This is a genomic window from Aeromonas sp. 159, from assembly GCF_963862045.1.
GTDB classification, from domain to species: domain Bacteria; phylum Pseudomonadota; class Gammaproteobacteria; order Enterobacterales; family Aeromonadaceae; genus Aeromonas; species Aeromonas veronii.
The window spans coordinates 30,274-46,915 of record NZ_CAWLMI010000025.1; the positions used below are offsets into that span (position 1 = coordinate 30,274).

Here is a 16,642-nt window from a genome sequence, read left to right on the forward strand (position 1 = left end):
GCGCCCGATTTAATCGATGAGGTTATGGGTAAGTCAGGTGCGTTATTGTCTGTTTCTTTTGTTGCCAACGACCATGAAAACGTTTTCTATTGGTTTTCAAAAAAATCCCCGAGCAAGAGGTGGGGATGGTCGAATGACCGGAACATTCTACAATGGCGACACAAAAAGATAACGATTCAGGTTTGCAAGCCACTTCACAACTTGGGCACAGCAGACCGATTGACAAAACTGGTATGGTTTCGGGAGATACTTCTCACCCCTTACCCCATGCGACCCCACCCGCGGTATCACAGGAGCCCTACGTGCACACCGTATTTTATGTTTCAGACGGCACCGCAATCACCGCCGAAGTGTTTGGTCACGCGGTATTGAGCCAGTTTCCGCTGGCCTTCGAGCAGATCACTATCCCCTTTGTGGAGACACTGGAGAAAGCCCGTCAGGTACGGATGCGGATCGACGAGCAGTTTCGCCAGACCGGGGTACGCCCCATTCTGTTTCACACCATCGTCGACCCGCTGGTACGGGAAGAGGTACTGAAATCGGAGGCGTGCGGCCACGACTTTCTCAATACCTTCGTCAGCCCGCTGGAGCAGGAGCTGGGGGTCAAAGCCGAGCCCCGCCTCCACCGCACCCACGGTATGGAGAACCGCAAGCTCTATGACGATCGCATCGAGGCGGTCAACTTTGCGCTGGCCAACGACGATGGCATCACCACCAAGGAGTACGATGAGGCGGACATCATCCTGATCGGGGTCTCCCGCTGCGGCAAGACCCCCACCAGCCTCTATCTGGCGCTGCAGTTTGGCATTCGCGCCGCCAACTACCCCTTTATCGAGCAGGACATGGGGATGCTGGAGCTGCCCGCCCCCCTCAAGGCCAACCGTCACAAGCTGTTTGGCCTCACCATAGCGCCGCAGCGGCTGCACGAGATCCGTAACCAGCGCCGTGCCAACAGCCGCTACTCCTCCATCGAACAGTGCGAGCAGGAGCTGGCCTGCGTGGAGCGACTGTTTCGCCAGGAGGCGATCCGCTTCCTCGATACCAGCTCCCACTCGGTGGAGGAGATCAGCGCCAAGGTCCTCGAGGCGACCGGTCTGCGCCGCCAGCTCTGTTAAGCCAGCTTGACAGCTATCGGCATCAACAAAAGATAAAAATTACAGTGTCGCGGCGAAAGTCAGCTGTGGCGAACTGCGATTCACATAGATGACAGTGAAAAGCGTGGATAAAAAAGGGATAAGCACCACAAATGCTTATCCCTCTTCTTGTCGACCTTGGCGTTGTGCCCTTGTCACCTGCTGCCAATTAGCCGCTATTCGATTCCGTTCTGCTGCGCTCGGCAAACAGCCAGCGTTAACTAACGATTGAGCTCAGGGTTGTTCATCAACCGGGCATAGAAGGCCAGCAAACCGTGGCGCAGGCGAACCCGCTCCGCCAGCCAGCCGCCAACGAGCGCCCCCGTTACCCCACCCACCAGCAACAGCGACTGCCAGTAGTGCAGCAATCCCTGATCACCTAGTAACAGCCAACCCAGCAACATAATCGCGGCCACCAGCAACAACAGCGGACTGGCAGCAATCCCTAACCAGAGCGCCACCAGCACACCCCGGGCAACCCCTTGTTGCAGCACGCTTTCGCGTTCCCTGTGCTCCAACTCCCTGCACTCTTCCTTGCACTCCCGCTTGTTTGGCATCATTTGCATCCATTTGTGGCTCGGCACCACAAAAGCACACCAACAAGACAAAATGTCAATAAAACAGAATTCGATTGCACAAACATCAACCAAAAACTACCAAGAAGCCTCTTCAAATCATGAAAAAGCTGCCTTTGGTACAAAATACGGCCATTAGAGATGGAAAACAGGTGCATTCATGGCGGATTATCACTATTCTGCTTCGGTTGCCAGCCAACACTAAAAATTGAAAATGGCATGGCGTAACGAAATAAATACAGCTTTCGTCAGGTTTTGGCTACGCACTGCGGCCTGCTCAGGATGAGCCCAACACCGACAGAGACAACAGAGACGTAAGGACAGACCCATGGATTTGAAACAAGACGGTGAGGAGCTGAAGCGCGGCCTTAAAAACCGCCACATTCAGTTGATTGCTTTGGGCGGCGCCATCGGCACCGGCCTCTTTCTGGGCATTGCCCAAACCATCAAGATGGCAGGCCCCTCGGTCCTGCTGGGTTATGCCATTGGCGGCTTTATCGCCTTCCTGATCATGCGCCAGCTCGGTGAAATGGTGGTGGAAGAGCCGGTAGCCGGTTCATTCAGCCACTTTGCCTACAAATACTGGGGCGAGTTTGCCGGTTTTGCGTCCGGTTGGAACTACTGGGTGCTCTACGTGCTGGTGAGCATGGCCGAGCTGACCGCGGTGGGTATCTACGTCCAATACTGGTGGCCCGAGATCCCGACCTGGATGTCGGCAGCCTTCTTCTTCGTGCTGATCAACACCATCAACCTTTCCAACGTCAAAGCGTTTGGCGAGATGGAGTTCTGGTTCGCCATCATCAAGGTGGTCGCCATCATCGGCATGATCGGCTTTGGCGGCTATCTGCTCCTCTCCGGTGCCGGCGGCCCCGAGGCAAGCGTCACCAACCTGTGGGCTCAGGGCGGCTTCTTCCCCAACGGCATCAGCGGTCTGGTGATGGCGATGGCGGTGATCATGTTCTCCTTTGGCGGTCTGGAGCTGGTGGGCATTACCGCCGCCGAAGCGGACAACCCCGAGAAGAGCATTCCCAAGGCCACCAATCAGGTGATCTACCGCATCCTCATCTTCTACATCGGCGCCCTGGCTATCCTGATGTCCCTCTACCCCTGGGGTAAAGTGGTGGAAGGCGGCAGCCCGTTCGTGATGATTTTCCACGCTCTGGACAGCAATCTGGTCGCCACCGTACTCAACATCGTGGTGCTGACGGCGGCCCTGTCGGTCTACAACAGCTGCGTCTACTGCAACAGCCGGATGCTGTTCGGTCTGGCCAAACAGGGCAACGGCCCGAAAGCCCTGCTCAAGACCAACAAGAGCGGCGTGCCGCTGGTTGCCCTCTCGGTCTCGGCCATCGCCACCCTGCTCTGCGTGCTGATCAACTACCTGATGCCGGGCAAGGCGTTCGGCCTGCTGATGGCGCTGGTGGTCTCCGCACTGGTGATCAACTGGGCGATGATCAGCCTCGCGCACCTCAAGTTCCGCAAGGCCAAGGTCGCAGAGGGTGTCCAGCCCAAGTTCAAGGCGTTCTGGTACCCCTTCGGCAACTATCTCTGCCTCGCGTTCATGGCTGGCATCCTGGTGATCATGTATATGACCCCCGATTTCCGCATCTCGGTCGAACTGATCCCGGCATGGCTGGTGGTACTGGGCATTGGCTTTGTCATCAAGCGCAAGGGACAGGCCCAAAGCAAGGTTGCAGCCAATCTGGGTTAATAACCGCAGCTGAGAAAAACAATGCAAAACGCCGATCGGATGATCGGCGTTTTTTTATTGCGCGCAGCGCAACTGACCGCACTACTAGCAGCCATAGCCCTCAGGAAGGCAGCTCTTGCCTTTGATCTTGCCGATGCTCCGGGCTGTTGATGCAACACTCATCGCGGAAAAAGGCGATGATCTCCTCCAGCACCGCGTATTGAGAGACGCAAAGCAGGGTGCGACTCTCCCGGTTTTGCTTCACCAGCCCCACCGAGACCAGCGCCGCGATATGGTGGCTGAGGGTGGAAGCGGGGATCACCAGCTGCTTTTGCAGCTCCCCCACCGGCAACCCCTGCTCTCCCGCCTTGACCAGATGCTTGAAGATAAACAGCCGGGTCGGATGACCCAGCTCTTTCAATGCCTTGGCGACCTCTTCCAGTTGCATCTCTGCGCCCTCCACAAATTTGATATTTCGATAATACCAGAAATATCTTGACCGGCCATTCATTTCGATTATTTTGGAAATATAGAAACCAGGTGAGGATACGACAATGAATGAGTGGTTAACCATGCTGACCGATGCAGCCCAGATGTTCCTGTTTCTGGCTGTCGAGCTGTCGGTGCTGTTTCTGGTCATTAGCGCCGGGGTCAGCCTGATCCGCCAGAAGATCCCCGACGAGAAGATCCAGCGGATGCTGGGGGCCCGCCACGGCAAGGGCTATCTGCTCTCTGCCCTGCTCGGCGCCGTCACCCCCTTTTGCAGTTGTTCCACCATCCCCATGCTGAGAGGGCTGCTCTCGGCCAAGGCTGGCTTTGGCCCCACCCTCACCTTCCTGTTTATTTCGCCACTGCTGAACCCCATCATCGTCGGCTTGATGTGGGCCACCTTTGGCTGGAAAGTGACCCTGCTCTACGCCGTGATCGCCGCCAGCGTCTCCGTCATGGCGAGCATGCTGCTCGACAGATTGGGGTTCGAGCGCCATGTCATTGAGCCCAAAGAGGCCACCCCCTCTTGCGGTAGCGGCTGTGGCCCGTCGACCCGCGCCAACACTCAAGCACATTGCAGTGACAACCAACGCGGCGCCATTCGCGCAATCAAACCCCTCAACGGGTCAGCGTGTTGCCCGGCTCCGCAACCAGAGATGGCAGAACAGGCCACCCTCTCCTGCTGCGGCGATGGCACGGCAACCCTGACCAGAGCACCACAGCTCCCCACCGCATGGGTCAAAGCTCGCATTGATGCCTGGCAGCAGTTCAAAGCGGTATTGCCCTTCCTGCTGCTGGGGGGGCTCATCGGTTCGTTTATTTACGGTTTTATTCCGGCCGAGTGGATCGCCGCCCATGCCGGCGCCGACAACCCGCTGGCCATTCCATTCAGCGCCATCGTCGGGATCCCGCTCTACATCCGTGCCGAGGCCGTGATCCCGCTGGCGTCGGTACTGCTGGGCAAAGGGATGGGGATGGGCGCCGTCATGGCGCTGATCATCGGCAGTGCCGGCGCCAGCCTGACCGAGGTGATCCTGCTCAAATCCATGTTCAGAACCCCGATGATTGCGGCCTTCCTTACCGTGATACTCGGCATGGCGATCCTGATGGGCTACCTGACGCAACTGCTGTTTTAAGTCGCCCATCTTTAAACAGGCAAAATGCCAAAGCAGCCGAGTGTGAAACCATCAGGCTTCCCATAGACAAAACGCCGATCAACAGATCGGCGTTCCTTTGGTCTGCTCCTCATCTCAGTGGTCGACCTCACAATTAAGGGCTACACCAACCGCCTGCAACTCGAAGTGAAACTAGCAGAGCTGCCGGAATAAATCTGTGTGGATCAAATGTGGATACTGAAGAAAAATAAAAAGGCCACTATTTCTAGTGGCCTTTCGTAACTCTTTGATTTTAATGGTGCCGAGGCCGGAATCGAACCGGCACGACGCGAACGTCGAGGGATTTTAAATCTGATTGAGCCCTATGAAAAAACAAGCACTTACATAAAAATCAAAGAGTTAGTGAACCAGTGACGACCAAAAATGACCACCCATTTAAAATTTTGTCGCCACTTTGTCGCCATTCTGATGCCATCCAACAATCTCCTTCCAAAGCCAACGGAACACTCAGCTACTGATCCCATACAACGAACACAGCTTCTCAAAGTTAACACCAAATTGTTGCTGCAGAGCCGCCCCCCTCTTGTTAAAGAGGATCCTCAACAACCCCATCCTTACACCTGAGTCTCCCAAGTGAACGGCTCTGTGGCAACACGGGCACAATGAAACAATATTAACTAGGCCATCCAAATTCAACTGAAATGACAATTGCTGCGACATTGGTATTAAGTGATGAGCCTCCATGAAATTTCGCCCCGTTACAGGAGAAAGAAACGTTTGATGTTGCGGATCTACCTCACAAGTGAAATTACTTTTTTCGATAGCTTGTTTAGCAAGAGCAGGATCTCTCGGATAGGCAGTACGAATCTGCTGCACAGGGATTCCAGCTTGGGATTCTAGCAGATTTTGTAGATATGTAGAGTCTTCAGAGTCCTGAGAAGAAATAACTGATTTTATTTCAGATGCATGATTTAATTCATTCCAAAATCTATTCCAATCAGCAGAAGATATAAATCCGACCGTAGGATATGTATCGTTGGCCCTGCAAAATATCACAAAATAATCATCTTCCTTCCCTAAAAACCCTATACCTCCTTGCATATAGAGACGAATTTCGTTCTTGTCTACCTTAGGGTAAACAATAGAGACGTTTATAACGGAAGAGCTTAAAGGAACAGTTGACTTAAAAAATAAAAAATATTTCTGTGAGGGGCGACGATCGTTAGCTCCCCCACGTCGTGCGATTGAATTCAAAGATATCTTCTGAGACAGTACAGATATTTCATCAACATCCAGCGTAACACTTCTATCACCAGTTGCTTCTCGCTTAGTAACAACTGAGTAGGCCCCAGAAGTGGCCCCCAGAAGTTGGAGTTCTTTTGCATTCATCATGGTCATAACGTCATTACCCCACCTCGGCATACATTCAAGCCGAAGCCTGTATCAATGCCCTGTCATATAGGAAACGCAAGCACCCGAATTACAGGGTGACTCTGATCATTTAAAAATAAATAATTATCTTTGTAGCCAATCCTTCAGATTAAATTCAGCATCGAAAGAGGGTTCAATCGTATCGCATCTTCTAGGTAATCGGGAGCAAAATGTGCGTATCGCATGGTCATGGCGATGGTGGAGTGGCCGAGGATTTTCTGCAGCACCAGGATGTTGCCGCCATTCATCATAAAGTGGCTGGCGAAAGTGTGACGTAATACATGGGTATTCTGCCCAGGTGGCAGTTCCAGCCCTGCCCGTTCGACCCCCATCTCGAAGGCTCGATAACAGTCACCGAACAGACGGCCGCGCCTTCTGGGCAACTGGGCATAGAGCTCGGGGCTGATGGGTACGCTGCGGCTTTTCTTGCTCTTGGTACGGGTGAAAGTGATGCGGTTGGGGGATACCTGAGACTGGGTTAACTCCTCCACCTCCGACCAACGGGCGCCTGTAGCCAGGCAGAGTTTCACCACCAACAGCAAATCAGGGTTTTGACTCTCGGCACAAGCGGCCAACAGGCGCTTGAGTTCGTCAGGATAGAGAAAGGCGAGTTCGGCCTCGGCCACCTTGTAGGCCCGCAGACCATCCAGGGGGTTTTCCCCCTGCCACTCCCCTAGCCTTTTCAGTTCGTTGAAGACCGCTCGCAGGTAGGCATGTTCGCGGTTTACCGTATTGGGTGTGACACCCTGCTTCTCTTGGTTGATGGCGCGTCGGTCGGTGATATCACCCGAAAGACGAGCTTCACGGTAGGCAGCAAAATCGCGAGCTGTGAAGTTCACAGCCAGCGGGTCTCCCAGGGAATGGCAAACCGTCAGCAGCTTGGACTTACGGGCCTCGCCATCACGCAGGCTCTGACCATGGCGACCAAACCAGAGCTCAACCAAATCAGAGAGATGCCGGCCATCGGTCGGAGCCCTCTGCCCTTCCAGCCAGGGTTTGCCCTTGTCCGGATCCAGCATAAAGCGCTCAAACGCCAACGCCTCGCCCTTGGTAGCGAATCGCTTACGCTTGCGGGGACCTTCTCGGCCTTGGGGATAGACTTCGGCAAGCCAGAGCTTGGGTTTGCCGTCATCCAGTTTGCGAACGGTCATGTGAGCAGACCTACACCCAATCCAATTATTTGCCCCAACACCGAACGACCGACTTCCCGTGAGTCCGCCTTGACGGCCTCGACCAATCGCTCTCCCAAGCTCCCTTGCAAGCTATCAGGGGTGGCCTTGAGCACCTCCAACCCTTTGGCTGTCAACACAGCATTGTTGATACCGTCATAAGCCACTGGTGTGCCGTGGATATATCCAGCATCAACCAGCCATCTCAGGCTGTCGAACGCAAATTCCTTGCGCTTAAAATAGGGGTCTTTGAGGTATGGGTCTTCAGCAAACAGATGCCCTTCCGCCTCGGGTGAACGACCGTCAATGTGCTCACCATCTTCGGTGACGATGAACTTGCTGGAGGCCAGATACTGGCGCACCGGAAACAGGCTATACAGATCAGCCAGTGCCAGCACCACAATGGTATCGAACCGTTCAATATTGGAGACCATATGAATCCTTCATTAAAAGAGTCATTTGCCGATCATCAGCGCAGATACGAACTGACCGACATCATGAAGAGGCACATCATGTCGCAACTCAACGGCACTGTGGACGCCGTGCGTGCACGTGCCTTTTGGCGCACCCATCTACCAAACCTCGCCGAAGCAGAAGGGACCGAACAATTGGCGGAAGCGCTCGCATCGGCACTCGAAGAGGTGCGCTGCAAACTCACTCCCCCTCTTGTCGGATGATGCGCTTCCCCAGTGTCTTTCCATGCAGCTGAAACCACGTATCCACCCACTCGGAAAGACTACGGATATTCAGCTCCATTAGGAGCAAGAATATTTCTCCAGCCAACATCTTACAATTGGTGGCGAAGCGCTTGCGGTTCCGAGGTCCGTCTCAACTATCAGAGTCATACATCAGCGATTTAGGAGAGCGGCTTGCTATCGTAGAATTTTCAGATGGTCATTCAATCTTTATATTTAGTATCTTCATAATTTTATTCACCTCTAATTCATCTAACTCTTTGAAATTATCATTAATATATTGGAGGCATGCTTTTCTATAATCAGATACTTTCATACCCTCTGGCGGAACTTTTACAGACTTTAGCACTTGATTTGCAATTGAGTCCAGAGTGTATTGGCCTGCAGCCTTTAGTAAGTAGGCTGACCCCATCTCTGGGGATGTAACCCTTTCTCTTGACCAAGTTAGATTCCTATATCTATCTTTTTCTTCAATTAATGTCCTTATACCCTTGAGTTCAGACATAATATAGTCTTCTCGACCAACAACTTCTGTCTCAACTTTAGCTATATGTTGAATCTTGTAGTGACTTAGAAATGGTGAGTAACCTTGAACTTTAGATGCAGCCAAAGTTGACAAGGTTTTTTCTTTTAACGCTTGTTGGAAATGCTGAATCTCAACATAATTTAGTGATCTGGGGTATTCGAGATGTTGGATATTACCAACATCAAACGAATATGGCGTATCCTTGTCCTTGATAATCACGACTGGCTTATCAAAAGTAAGGCGCATCCCAAGCTCAAACATCACATTGGGATTTCTAGAACTAACATCACAGATAACAATGTCGTTACTATAGATATTGGTCACTATATTGTTTTGAATGACATTGACTTCATCGGAGTCACTAACCATTTTAACTTTAAAGTCAGTGCCGATTAGTGCATCAGTGATTATTTTACGGACATGCAGCCAGTGTTCAACAGAGCCAACTTCATTGGCTGCAATCGGCATAATCAAACCACAGGTGATAGGTTGTGTGTTGGCCTCAACAACATCGGTCTGTGCTACTTCCTCTTGCGTATGTTGCTCAACCTTATCAGCATCAGTTTTTTTCCGTTCTGTCATATCCCATGCTACCTATTTTTATCGTGTCTCTTTGACCGGCGCTGTAGATTGCCGTGTCACCCATGTTTATTTGGAGGGCCTATGTCCCAGCTCAAAACCGTACGTAATCAGCAGGCCGAGAAATGCAGAGTCGGTTTGAACCACAAACTGTTCAGTGCCGCCTCGGACTATTTCTGCTCGCTCGACCATCCCGAATGGAACGCACTCTACAATGTGACCCCCGATGAGTACCATCACGACCTTATGATCATCCTCAAGAAATGGTGCGACCATGAGGAAAACAAGATGCTCGCTCGCTTTGACCGACGGGTGGTGAGCGGTGGTCCTCTTTAAAGGCCGAACTTAGCCAAAATCTCAGTAGCCCTTGCCTCACCCCACCCGAGAGGTTGCTTGATAACGACTCTGCCACCGTTGCCGATTTGTACTGCCAATTTGGCTAATATCTTGGCGTATCGAGATTCCCATCCCAATGCTTCCGCCTGTTGTTGCATGACATCAGGCATTAGTGTGATACCGCGTTGCTGGAACGCCTTGAGCAACTCTTTCGCCTTCGACTCATCAGTCGCACTGACAATGCGCGACGAAGCGTTATTTGATCTGGTCAACTCATTGACGACTTCCCGATTCAACACCGCATCACTGACCTTGCTATCCATCTCTCCTCCCGAGAAATAAAGATGTAAAAAGGGCGCATCAGCGCCCTTGTCGTTTACGGAAAATTCGGTGTTCGACCATCACACCGATGATCTGGATGTGCTGCCGATCGGAGTGCATGGTGGGGTAATCGTCGTTGAGGGGAACCAGTTCAAACACCTCTTGTCCGTTCTCGTCGATGCCACGGGGCCGGTACTTTTTGAACGTAGCCTCGTTGCTGCCGTTCTTGGCGACGACGTAATCCCCGGGTTGCGGAGCTTCGTCGGGATCAACGATGATCAGATCCCCCTCTTTGAACTGCGGCAACATGGAGTCACCACGCAACCAAAGACCAAAGCCAAAGGGGCCGATCTCACCGCTTGCAGATACGAACTCAACATTGCCATCGAAGGTAGTGGCCTGCTCACACATCTCGCGCCAGTTGCCCGCTTGGACATAGCTTAGTATCGGGATCCGTTTGCCAGGCAGCATTACCGCCGGTTTGACGTTGTGATAACCAGGAATAGGCTGTTCTTCAGCTAGCTCAGGTGTATCCCCACTCCCTGTCAAAAGCCAGTCAACAGTTACCCCCAGCGCTTCGGCCAAATCGTTCAGATAACGGCCTTTAGGCTGGTTCAGGCCAGATTCCCACTTACTGATTGAAACGCGGGTAATCCCGATTCGCTTAGCAAGTTCGTCTTGGCTCATTTTCTGCGCGCGTCTGCGTGCAGATATCCGGTCATTGATAGTTTCCATAAACCTAAGTTACCACCCCGCACCGTAACTAAAGCAACGAAAGCGCTTGATCTCGAGCCGACCCTTAAGTTACATTCGCCTAACCCCGACACTTATGGAACGAAAAGAGAGGTGAGTAATGCAAAAATCTGAAGTGATAGAGCACTTCGGCACGGTAACAGCAACCGCGAAAGCACTGGGAATTTCACATGTAGCTGTCAGCAAGTGGGCTGAAAAAATCCCGAAGAGCCGAGCCTACCAAATCGAAGTACTGACTGGCGGCAAATTGAAAGCCGAACAGACTCAAACTGCGCAAGGAAGAGCGTAACTTAAGCAACAGGAGGCACTCATGATCATAGCCCCTATCCACATAGACACCCCGGTTTGCACGGTCGAGAGCTTCTCCGAACGGACCGGTTTGACCCAGCGCACGATCGAGAACTACGTGCGGGCTGGGCGCATTCCAATCATGCCCAAGCAGGGCCGTGCTGAAAAAGTGCTGATCAACCTGGTGCTCTACACCCAGCAAGCCATGAATCAGCCGGGTCTGGAACCCATCTCGAAACCTGTACGCACACCCAGAGTGTCGCGCAAGCAGCGGGATGAAGACCATGTTTGAACAAACTTGCAGCAAACATCCGCACTGGGTCAGTGCCTGCCAGCGCTTTACGGCGAACCACAACGTGGCCGAACTCGCCAACAAGGCAGGCATTAACCCGCAGACCCTGCGCAACAAGTTAAACCCCGACCAGCCCCACGAGCTGACCGTAGTCGAGCTGATTGCCATCACCCAAGCGAGTGAGGGGGATGAAACCCTCTTCGATGGCGCCCTGTTCTGCTGTGGCCTGACTGCCATTGCCATCCCCGATCGGGAGAAGGGCCCAAGCCTGGCCCATCAGGTGATTGACACCACAGCCAAGGTGGCAGGTCTCGGCGCGCAGGCGCTGACAGTGGTGGAGAGCGGCCGCGTCACCAAGGGGCAGCGCAATGCACTGGTCGGTGCGGCGACAGCGGCCATGGGCAACCTCGCCCTGCTGATCACCGAGATCGAGCACAAATACCAAGCCATTCCCTCTCTGTCTTGTGCGCTGGATATGGCGCGCATGGCTGTCGGAGCTTAGGAGAACCCATGAGACTGATTTGCCCCCACTGTGGTGCCCGCGCCAGCACTCGCACATCCATCCGGATGAGCCCGCTTTGCGGCATCGCCACTTATCAATGCAGCAATGTGGATTGCGGCCACACCTTCAAGGCGGGGTTCGAAATCATCGCAACCATCAGCCCTAGTGCCATGCCCAATCCGGCCATTGTGCTGCCCATTGTCCCGCGCAGGATGAAAGAGGTGGCCCAGTGACCCCCTCACTGGCCGCCAGATTCTGCGCACAGGTGAAGGAGAAACCAGCATGCAACACACCCAACCAGAGCCCCGCAACATCGCCGGTCTGACCGCCGAGGAGCAGGTGCTGATGAATACCGCAGGTATTGCGCTGTTGCGGGAGCACCTCAACCGGGCGGGTTCAAACCTCGACGGTGATTGGCTTAATGCGCCCAAGACCAAACGAGTCGCCATTTGCACCATCGCCCGCCAGCCGTGGGATTCGCTGATGATGGCGACCCTTTCTGCCCTGCCCTATCAGCAGCGTGAGGCGATCCGCCTTGCGGTGATTGCGCTGGATTATCAGTCGCTGTTTCACAGCGGGTGTGATCCGAAGGTGTGGCACCCATCGGTGAAGGTGATGCCGGCAGAACTGGCCGAGCGGAAGAAGAGAGAACAGGCCAAACGCCAGCAACTGGATCATGCGGTGCATGTCGCTGGCCAGATTGGCGAAAAAGGCCCGAGAGCAATCGGGCACTAAAAAGCCCGCTTAACGGAGCTGCAACTCCAAGCGGGCCTTTATCAACAACGTATGAGGAAGTCGACATGGCAACTTTAGCGATCCCCTGCGCACTGCGCAACCTTCGCATCCAGCAACGCAAGCTGACGGGCCGCTATGGCGCCCGTCTTAGCCAGCACCCGGACGGTGTAGCGCTGCTCGAGCGATCCACCGCCCTGGCTTGGGCTTCTCTGTTCAGCTGCATCAACCCCTGCACACCTCAACAAGGAGCCTGACCATGACCGCACAACCAACCCAAATCAATCTGCTCAACCACCATGCCGCCAAACGCCTGCGCCAGTTGCGGGAACAGCTGAAATTGAGCCGCCCGAAGTTTGCCGATCTGCTGGGTATTCCGCCCACCACGCTCAAGAACTACGAGCTGGGATACCGCGAGATTGGCGGCGGTTTGTTCCTGCTGATTGCCAACCACCCGGAGCTGAAACGGCACATCGACTGGCTGCTGACCGGCATCGCTACGCCAGAGGTGCAGGTATGAACAAGCTATTCCACCCCGTATCAGAGCAAGAGGCGCTGGCAGAGTTGCCGCGCCTTCAGCAACGGCTGACCGCCAAAGCTCGCCCTGCTTCTTTTACCTATCGGGGGTCAGAGGGCAAATCCCTGTTAATCCAGGCGCAGCAGTCATTGCGCTGGCACCAGTTGTTTCACCACCTCAACCGGAGGGCCCGCCCATGAGTGATGCCATCAAGATTGCCAGCCAGGCGCCCAAGGTGATCGAGGGTCTGCTGGCCGAGATGTTTGCCGCACGCGCCGAGGATAACCGCATCGCCCTGGGCGCACTCTACTCGGGGGATGAATACATCCAGGTGCAACTGGTGGTGACCAGCAAGCCTGCGGATCTGCTCGATGACGATTTGGTGATGGGGGATGAGGCATGAGTACCACGCTGTTCACCCTGGCCAGCCTGAAAGAGTGGCTGGCCCAGAACGAATCGAAACTGCTGCCGACCGCCCCGCTCTGCTGTGGTGGTGAACTCGGTATCTCAATCCGCATCGAGGCGGGCCATATCACGATCGATGAACCGGACTTTCAAGCAATAGATGAGGCATGCGATGAGCAACTTCGAACTGTTTGAGCTGGACGCCCAACAACATCAGTGCGAGGCCGGCCCTGCACATATGCAACCCACCACACCGGTCAGCCAGCTGACCACCCACTGGTTTGCCGCCCGCGCCGAGTTTATCGCTGCGGGCAGCGATGCCAGAGGCACCCGGGATCAGGTGGCCGAGCTGCTGGCGCTGGGCGCAATGCGCACCGTCTACTGGTTGGCCGCTGCCAATCAAGAGTTGGCACTAGCCCGGGAAATTGCCGAGTGGTGGGCCGAGTGCGCACCACTGCATGGACAGGGGGAGATCATCAAATGAGCCATGGACTGCAATGGGAGCTCACGCTCCTGCAAGATCGCTGGCAAGCCACCTACCGGGAAGACGAGGCACGGCTGCGCCTTTATCAGCGAGAGCTGGCCCATGCGCGCCGGCTACCTGCCCGCCCCCACGCCAGCATCAAACAGTTGCTGCGCCAATGTGCGGCCGCCCGCCGATTAAAAGAGCATGCCCAAATGAGCGTTCGTGGCTGCCAATCCCACATCAAACAGCTATCCGGTTATCTCTCTGCATGACCAGCAAGACCAAACGCCTGCCGCTGTCGAAAAGAACACTGCGGCAGCGCATCGATACCCTTTGCAACTCTCTGCCCGGCGTCAACTTTGACGCCGCTTTTGCTGGTGACCGCGGCCAGTACGATCTGATCTGGGCCATGCAACTGCTCGATGGGCTCTCCACCGAGTTGACCAAGAACCTGTTCAAGCAGTACATCCGCCGCCGCAAGGATTGCAGCTTCACCCACTGCCGCTCCGCCAACATCTGGTTGAGGGAGCGAACCAAGTGGGTGCGGATGCAACTCCAGGCCATCCCGGTGGATCCAAAACAGATGCGCGATGACATCGGCCGCAAACAGATTGCCCACCAGTTCGCCAACCAGACCGCTGCCATTTACAAGAACATCGAACGAGGCATCAAAGAGGGTGCCGAACCTGATCTGCTGCAGACCTGGGAGCTGATGCGCCAGCCTGCCGACCAGTGGGGGTTTATCGGCGAGCTGCCGAAGTTCAAAACCGACGAGGTGCGGGATAACTGGATCCTGAGCGTGATGGTGCGCCTGATCTCTGCCAAGTGGTGGGAGAAACGCGTCAACCGCTGCTGGGACAGGCTGCAAGAGCACGTCAATATCCTGCTCGGCAAAGTGCGCAAGGGCGTATCTGCTTATGTATCGAACGCCACCATGAAGGTGGTACGCGAACGCAAGCGGGCCATGATGCGCTGGCTGGCCGAGTCGGAAGTGGTGAACGAGCGTTATGACCTGGTCGTGTCGATGAAGGATTGCTGGGAGGCCAGCAACGCCAACCCGGTGAACCGCCGCAACGAAATGATGGTGCGGGCGCGAGGGTTCAATGACTATGCCGAGGAGCAGGGTCATGTGGGGGTCTTCTTCACCTGGACAGCCCCGAGCCGCTTTCATGCCTGGACACAAAAGCACAATGGCAAAGCGGTAGAGAACAAGCGATATCAAGGGGCCACGCCGCGGGAGACCTGCGCCTATCTGGCCAAGCTATGGAGCCGCACCAGAGCCGCCCTCAAACGGTGGAACGCGCCCGTTTATGGATTTCGCGTTTGCGAGGCTCACCACGACGGCACCCCGCACTGGCATCTGCTGCTATTTATGCGCCCGGAAGATCGCAACCGGGTGATCGGTATTCTACAACGCTATGCCCTGACCGATGACCACGAAGAGCTGGTACGGGATATCAAGGGCACCCCACCCTTTACCGACTTTACTCCCCGCTTTGACTGGAAAGAGATAGACCCGGCCAAGGGGGATGCCGCCGGCTATCTCGCCAAATACATTGCCAAGAACATCGACGGCGCCTACCTGGACGACGACGACGAGGCTGGCACCGCCGCCGATGAGGGTGCCCTGCATGCCGTAGCTTGGGCCAGTTGGTGGGGCATTCGCACCTTCCAGCAGATCGGAGGTGCTCCAGTCGGGGTATGGCGTGAACTGCGCCGCATCAGCAACGCCAAGAAGAATGCCGATCTGGTGGGCCCACCCAAGCCCGTGCTGCAAGACCCGCGCTTTGAGGCGGCTCGCTTTGCCGCAGATAACGGCATCTTTCGCTGCTACCTGCACGCCATGGGCGGTGCACTGGCGACCCGCGCCGAACACCCCATCAAGCTGGCCCACCTTATTGAGGAGCAGGCCAACAGCTATGGCGAAGACATCAAGCGCCTGATGGGCATTACCTCCGCTCGCCTTGGCATCAAGACCCGCCTGCAAGGATGGGAAGTGATGCCTGCAGGTACCTATGTTGCCAATAGAGCCGCCGAGATTGCAGCGAGGGGGGTTGGGGTTAAGACGGGCGACAGCCCGGCACCTTGGAGCTCTGACAATAACTGTACGCTACCGGATCCTGATGCCTTCACAGACCAGATCATGAGGGAACAATGGGGGTTATCGCCCTTCTCCATCGACCGTTTGGAGGCTGGGGCCAGTGTCAGGGCAGACGGTTTCACCCTCTGGCTTGAGAACGGCCAGCTGCAGTCGTGCATATCGCTCCCAATCGAGCTGGATTGGCAACTGGAGGGACCACAGTCTAGCGAACAGGACCAGCTTGATGAATACGCGGTACCAGAGGGGGATGAGGACTGGCCGATGCTGGTTGAGCTCTGCGGCAAGGTCTACCAGGCACAAGGCCACATCGGGGCACACCGCTGGATAGAGATGCTTCCGGAGCCCTATCAGTCGGAGATGTGGAGAGTACTGGAGGGGCTGGATGCACCCCAATGGTTGCAAGAGCAGGACAACTACAGCGAAGAATGGGTATGAACAACACAAAGACCGTTAGCCGCGAAGAGTACCGCCGCTTGGATAATCGGGTGACCGGTATTCTCCAACAGCGCTGGCCAGCCAACGAGATC

At 54.9% G+C, this 16,642-nt stretch carries 26 protein-coding genes; 18 read left to right on the plus strand and 8 right to left on the minus strand.

Annotated features, from left to right (window positions below; genetic code table 11):
* Window positions 1-302: 302 nt before the first annotated feature.
* Window positions 303-1,115, plus strand: a complete 813-nt coding sequence (ppsR, locus tag AACR14_RS05095; RefSeq protein WP_005344832.1) for a posphoenolpyruvate synthetase regulatory kinase/phosphorylase PpsR — start codon at window positions 303-305, stop codon at window positions 1,113-1,115.
* Window positions 1,116-1,354: 239 nt separating this feature from the next.
* Here the strand turns inward: ppsR and AACR14_RS05100 are convergent, their stop codons facing one another.
* The gene (locus AACR14_RS05100) at window positions 1,355-1,693 is read right to left on the minus strand and encodes a hypothetical protein (protein WP_236285407.1); all 339 of its coding nucleotides are present in this window, start codon (window positions 1,691-1,693) and stop codon (window positions 1,355-1,357) included.
* A 343-nt stretch (window positions 1,694-2,036) separates the two neighbouring features.
* Here AACR14_RS05100 and AACR14_RS05105 point away from each other — a divergent pair, with 343 nt between their 5' ends.
* Complete coding sequence (locus AACR14_RS05105) at window positions 2,037-3,419, plus strand: amino acid permease (protein ID WP_019445379.1); 1,383 nt, start codon at window positions 2,037-2,039, stop codon at window positions 3,417-3,419.
* A 100-nt stretch (window positions 3,420-3,519) separates the two neighbouring features.
* Here the strand turns inward: AACR14_RS05105 and AACR14_RS05110 are convergent, their stop codons facing one another.
* Entirely contained in the window at window positions 3,520-3,846 is a 327-nt protein-coding gene (locus AACR14_RS05110) for an ArsR/SmtB family transcription factor (protein ID WP_019445380.1), read from the minus strand.
* A gap of 106 nt (window positions 3,847-3,952) precedes the next feature.
* On the opposite strand from AACR14_RS05110, the gene AACR14_RS05115 reads away from it, so the two are divergent.
* Window positions 3,953-5,023 carry a permease gene (locus tag AACR14_RS05115; protein WP_019445381.1) on the plus strand — a complete coding sequence of 357 codons (1,071 nt, stop codon included), beginning with the start codon at window positions 3,953-3,955 and terminating at the stop codon, window positions 5,021-5,023.
* 486 nt (window positions 5,024-5,509) lie between these two features.
* Here the strand turns inward: AACR14_RS05115 and AACR14_RS05120 are convergent, their stop codons facing one another.
* The 3 genes from AACR14_RS05120 to AACR14_RS05130 all read right to left on the minus strand — a co-directional run bounded on the left by AACR14_RS05120 (window position 5,510) and on the right by AACR14_RS05130 (window position 8,036).
* Window positions 5,510-6,400: an HNH endonuclease gene (locus tag AACR14_RS05120; RefSeq protein WP_202801607.1), complete on the minus strand. Its 891-nt coding sequence runs from the start codon at window positions 6,398-6,400 to the stop codon at window positions 5,510-5,512.
* Between the two features lie 137 nt (window positions 6,401-6,537).
* Entirely contained in the window at window positions 6,538-7,584 is a 1,047-nt protein-coding gene (locus AACR14_RS05125) for a site-specific integrase (protein WP_019445383.1), read from the minus strand.
* Entirely contained in the window at window positions 7,581-8,036 is a 456-nt protein-coding gene (locus AACR14_RS05130; protein WP_019445384.1) for a hypothetical protein, read from the minus strand. The genes AACR14_RS05125 and AACR14_RS05130 overlap by 4 nt, the downstream gene beginning before the upstream one ends.
* Here AACR14_RS05130 and AACR14_RS05135 point away from each other — a divergent pair, their 5' ends adjacent.
* Window positions 8,037-8,279 (plus strand): hypothetical protein, encoded by a 243-nt coding sequence (locus AACR14_RS05135; RefSeq protein WP_019445385.1) that lies wholly within the window; start codon window positions 8,037-8,039, stop codon window positions 8,277-8,279.
* Window positions 8,280-8,496: 217 nt separating this feature from the next.
* Here the strand turns inward: AACR14_RS05135 and AACR14_RS05140 are convergent, their stop codons facing one another.
* The gene (locus tag AACR14_RS05140; protein WP_019445386.1) at window positions 8,497-9,405 is read right to left on the minus strand and encodes a hypothetical protein; all 909 of its coding nucleotides are present in this window, start codon (window positions 9,403-9,405) and stop codon (window positions 8,497-8,499) included.
* An 81-nt stretch (window positions 9,406-9,486) separates the two neighbouring features.
* Between AACR14_RS05140 and AACR14_RS05145 the strand changes: the two genes are divergently transcribed.
* Window positions 9,487-9,738, plus strand: a complete 252-nt coding sequence (locus AACR14_RS05145) for a hypothetical protein (protein WP_019445387.1) — start codon at window positions 9,487-9,489, stop codon at window positions 9,736-9,738.
* Here AACR14_RS05145 and AACR14_RS05150 read toward each other — a convergent pair.
* Both AACR14_RS05150 and AACR14_RS05155 read right to left on the minus strand, forming a co-directional pair.
* On the minus strand, window positions 9,735-10,061 hold the full coding sequence (locus AACR14_RS05150; RefSeq protein ID WP_019445388.1) for a DUF1889 family protein: 327 nt from the start codon (window positions 10,059-10,061) through the stop codon (window positions 9,735-9,737). The genes AACR14_RS05145 and AACR14_RS05150 overlap by 4 nt on opposite strands.
* A 37-nt stretch (window positions 10,062-10,098) precedes the next feature.
* Window positions 10,099-10,794, minus strand: a complete 696-nt coding sequence (locus tag AACR14_RS05155; protein ID WP_019445389.1) for a LexA family protein — start codon at window positions 10,792-10,794, stop codon at window positions 10,099-10,101.
* A 118-nt stretch (window positions 10,795-10,912) separates the two neighbouring features.
* Here AACR14_RS05155 and AACR14_RS05160 point away from each other — a divergent pair, with 118 nt between their 5' ends.
* The 13 genes from AACR14_RS05160 to AACR14_RS05220 all read left to right on the plus strand — a co-directional run bounded on the left by AACR14_RS05160 (window position 10,913) and on the right by AACR14_RS05220 (window position 16,550).
* Entirely contained in the window at window positions 10,913-11,101 is a 189-nt protein-coding gene (locus AACR14_RS05160) for a Cro/CI family transcriptional regulator (RefSeq protein WP_019445390.1), read from the plus strand.
* 21 nt (window positions 11,102-11,122) lie between these two features.
* Window positions 11,123-11,392 (plus strand): hypothetical protein, encoded by a 270-nt coding sequence (locus tag AACR14_RS05165; RefSeq protein ID WP_019445391.1) that lies wholly within the window; start codon window positions 11,123-11,125, stop codon window positions 11,390-11,392.
* The gene (locus tag AACR14_RS05170; protein WP_019445392.1) at window positions 11,385-11,894 is read left to right on the plus strand and encodes a phage regulatory CII family protein; all 510 of its coding nucleotides are present in this window, start codon (window positions 11,385-11,387) and stop codon (window positions 11,892-11,894) included. Before AACR14_RS05165 ends, AACR14_RS05170 begins: the two co-directional genes overlap by 8 nt.
* A gap of 8 nt (window positions 11,895-11,902) precedes the next feature.
* A complete protein-coding gene (locus AACR14_RS05175; RefSeq protein WP_019445393.1) occupies window positions 11,903-12,127 on the plus strand; it encodes an ogr/Delta-like zinc finger family protein in 225 nt (74 codons plus the stop codon).
* 49 nt (window positions 12,128-12,176) lie between these two features.
* Window positions 12,177-12,629 (plus strand): hypothetical protein, encoded by a 453-nt coding sequence (locus AACR14_RS05180; protein ID WP_019445394.1) that lies wholly within the window; start codon window positions 12,177-12,179, stop codon window positions 12,627-12,629.
* Between the two features lie 65 nt (window positions 12,630-12,694).
* Window positions 12,695-12,883 carry a hypothetical protein gene (locus tag AACR14_RS05185; RefSeq protein WP_005352007.1) on the plus strand — a complete coding sequence of 63 codons (189 nt, stop codon included), beginning with the start codon at window positions 12,695-12,697 and terminating at the stop codon, window positions 12,881-12,883.
* Window positions 12,884-12,885: 2 nt separating this feature from the next.
* Window positions 12,886-13,146 carry a helix-turn-helix domain-containing protein gene (locus AACR14_RS05190; protein WP_019445395.1) on the plus strand — a complete coding sequence of 87 codons (261 nt, stop codon included), beginning with the start codon at window positions 12,886-12,888 and terminating at the stop codon, window positions 13,144-13,146.
* Complete coding sequence (locus tag AACR14_RS05195) at window positions 13,143-13,343, plus strand: hypothetical protein (protein WP_019445396.1); 201 nt, start codon at window positions 13,143-13,145, stop codon at window positions 13,341-13,343. Before AACR14_RS05190 ends, AACR14_RS05195 begins: the two co-directional genes overlap by 4 nt.
* The gene (locus tag AACR14_RS05200) at window positions 13,340-13,546 is read left to right on the plus strand and encodes a hypothetical protein (protein ID WP_019445397.1); all 207 of its coding nucleotides are present in this window, start codon (window positions 13,340-13,342) and stop codon (window positions 13,544-13,546) included. Before AACR14_RS05195 ends, AACR14_RS05200 begins: the two co-directional genes overlap by 4 nt.
* Window positions 13,543-13,743, plus strand: a complete 201-nt coding sequence (locus tag AACR14_RS05205; RefSeq protein ID WP_019445398.1) for a hypothetical protein — start codon at window positions 13,543-13,545, stop codon at window positions 13,741-13,743. Before AACR14_RS05200 ends, AACR14_RS05205 begins: the two co-directional genes overlap by 4 nt.
* Window positions 13,721-14,032 (plus strand): hypothetical protein, encoded by a 312-nt coding sequence (locus AACR14_RS05210; RefSeq protein ID WP_019445399.1) that lies wholly within the window; start codon window positions 13,721-13,723, stop codon window positions 14,030-14,032. Before AACR14_RS05205 ends, AACR14_RS05210 begins: the two co-directional genes overlap by 23 nt.
* Complete coding sequence (locus AACR14_RS05215) at window positions 14,029-14,286, plus strand: hypothetical protein (protein ID WP_019445400.1); 258 nt, start codon at window positions 14,029-14,031, stop codon at window positions 14,284-14,286. Before AACR14_RS05210 ends, AACR14_RS05215 begins: the two co-directional genes overlap by 4 nt.
* Window positions 14,283-16,550, plus strand: coding sequence for a replication endonuclease (locus tag AACR14_RS05220; RefSeq protein WP_019445401.1), 2,268 nt, complete (start codon window positions 14,283-14,285; stop codon window positions 16,548-16,550). Before AACR14_RS05215 ends, AACR14_RS05220 begins: the two co-directional genes overlap by 4 nt.
* Window positions 16,551-16,642: the final 92 nt, after the last annotated feature.

What these genes read in the sequence shown, in the direction of transcription:
- AACR14_RS05100 (WP_236285407.1), bottom strand. Translation starts at nt 1,693, where the DNA reads ATGATGCCAAACAAGCGGGAGTGCAAGGAAGAGTGCAGGGAGTTGGAG.
- AACR14_RS05105 (WP_019445379.1), top strand. Translation starts at nt 2,037, where the DNA reads ATGGATTTGAAACAAGACGGTGAGGAGCTGAAGCGCGGCCTTAAAAAC.
- AACR14_RS05110 (WP_019445380.1), bottom strand. Translation starts at nt 3,846, where the DNA reads ATGCAACTGGAAGAGGTCGCCAAGGCATTGAAAGAGCTGGGTCATCCG.
- AACR14_RS05115 (WP_019445381.1), top strand. Translation starts at nt 3,953, where the DNA reads ATGAATGAGTGGTTAACCATGCTGACCGATGCAGCCCAGATGTTCCTG.
- AACR14_RS05120 (WP_202801607.1), bottom strand. Translation starts at nt 6,400, where the DNA reads ATGACCATGATGAATGCAAAAGAACTCCAACTTCTGGGGGCCACTTCT.
- AACR14_RS05125 (WP_019445383.1), bottom strand. Translation starts at nt 7,584, where the DNA reads ATGACCGTTCGCAAACTGGATGACGGCAAACCCAAGCTCTGGCTTGCC.
- AACR14_RS05130 (WP_019445384.1), bottom strand. Translation starts at nt 8,036, where the DNA reads ATGGTCTCCAATATTGAACGGTTCGATACCATTGTGGTGCTGGCACTG.
- AACR14_RS05135 (WP_019445385.1), top strand. Translation starts at nt 8,037, where the DNA reads ATGAATCCTTCATTAAAAGAGTCATTTGCCGATCATCAGCGCAGATAC.
- AACR14_RS05140 (WP_019445386.1), bottom strand. Translation starts at nt 9,405, where the DNA reads ATGACAGAACGGAAAAAAACTGATGCTGATAAGGTTGAGCAACATACG.
- AACR14_RS05145 (WP_019445387.1), top strand. Translation starts at nt 9,487, where the DNA reads ATGTCCCAGCTCAAAACCGTACGTAATCAGCAGGCCGAGAAATGCAGA.
- AACR14_RS05150 (WP_019445388.1), bottom strand. Translation starts at nt 10,061, where the DNA reads ATGGATAGCAAGGTCAGTGATGCGGTGTTGAATCGGGAAGTCGTCAAT.
- AACR14_RS05155 (WP_019445389.1), bottom strand. Translation starts at nt 10,794, where the DNA reads ATGGAAACTATCAATGACCGGATATCTGCACGCAGACGCGCGCAGAAA.
- AACR14_RS05160 (WP_019445390.1), top strand. Translation starts at nt 10,913, where the DNA reads ATGCAAAAATCTGAAGTGATAGAGCACTTCGGCACGGTAACAGCAACC.
- AACR14_RS05165 (WP_019445391.1), top strand. Translation starts at nt 11,123, where the DNA reads ATGATCATAGCCCCTATCCACATAGACACCCCGGTTTGCACGGTCGAG.
- AACR14_RS05170 (WP_019445392.1), top strand. Translation starts at nt 11,385, where the DNA reads ATGTTTGAACAAACTTGCAGCAAACATCCGCACTGGGTCAGTGCCTGC.
- AACR14_RS05175 (WP_019445393.1), top strand. Translation starts at nt 11,903, where the DNA reads ATGAGACTGATTTGCCCCCACTGTGGTGCCCGCGCCAGCACTCGCACA.
- AACR14_RS05180 (WP_019445394.1), top strand. Translation starts at nt 12,177, where the DNA reads ATGCAACACACCCAACCAGAGCCCCGCAACATCGCCGGTCTGACCGCC.
- AACR14_RS05185 (WP_005352007.1), top strand. Translation starts at nt 12,695, where the DNA reads ATGGCAACTTTAGCGATCCCCTGCGCACTGCGCAACCTTCGCATCCAG.
- AACR14_RS05190 (WP_019445395.1), top strand. Translation starts at nt 12,886, where the DNA reads ATGACCGCACAACCAACCCAAATCAATCTGCTCAACCACCATGCCGCC.
- AACR14_RS05195 (WP_019445396.1), top strand. Translation starts at nt 13,143, where the DNA reads ATGAACAAGCTATTCCACCCCGTATCAGAGCAAGAGGCGCTGGCAGAG.
- AACR14_RS05200 (WP_019445397.1), top strand. Translation starts at nt 13,340, where the DNA reads ATGAGTGATGCCATCAAGATTGCCAGCCAGGCGCCCAAGGTGATCGAG.
- AACR14_RS05205 (WP_019445398.1), top strand. Translation starts at nt 13,543, where the DNA reads ATGAGTACCACGCTGTTCACCCTGGCCAGCCTGAAAGAGTGGCTGGCC.
- AACR14_RS05210 (WP_019445399.1), top strand. Translation starts at nt 13,721, where the DNA reads ATGAGCAACTTCGAACTGTTTGAGCTGGACGCCCAACAACATCAGTGC.
- AACR14_RS05215 (WP_019445400.1), top strand. Translation starts at nt 14,029, where the DNA reads ATGAGCCATGGACTGCAATGGGAGCTCACGCTCCTGCAAGATCGCTGG.
- AACR14_RS05220 (WP_019445401.1), top strand. Translation starts at nt 14,283, where the DNA reads ATGACCAGCAAGACCAAACGCCTGCCGCTGTCGAAAAGAACACTGCGG.